1 protein-coding gene is annotated in these 287 nt (G+C 71.1%); it reads left to right on the plus strand.

What is annotated here, in order from left to right:
* A partial coding sequence (locus HMPREF2581_RS33710) for an Ig-like domain-containing protein (RefSeq protein WP_256565221.1) occupies window positions 1-287 on the plus strand: 287 nt, incomplete at both ends.

Here is a 287-nt window from a genome sequence, read left to right on the forward strand (position 1 = left end):
GGACCCGGCCGGCAACACCAGCGGTCCGGCCAGCGTCACCGTCGATGCCATCGCCCCGCCGGCGCCGGTGATTGATCCGAGCAACGGAGTCGTCATCAGCGGTACGGCGGAAGCCGGGGCCACGGTGATCCTCACCGACGGCAACGGCAACCCGATCGGCCAGGTCACCGCCGATGGCAGCGGCAACTGGAGCTTCACGCCCGGCACGCCGCTGTCCAATGGCACGGTTGTCAATGCGGTGGCCCAGGACGCTGCCGGCAACACCAGCGGCCCGGCCAGCACCACGG

It is taken from the genome of Pseudomonas sp. HMSC057H01 (assembly GCF_001836405.1).
In the GTDB taxonomy this organism is placed as follows: Bacteria; Pseudomonadota; Gammaproteobacteria; order Pseudomonadales; family Pseudomonadaceae; genus Pseudomonas; species Pseudomonas aeruginosa.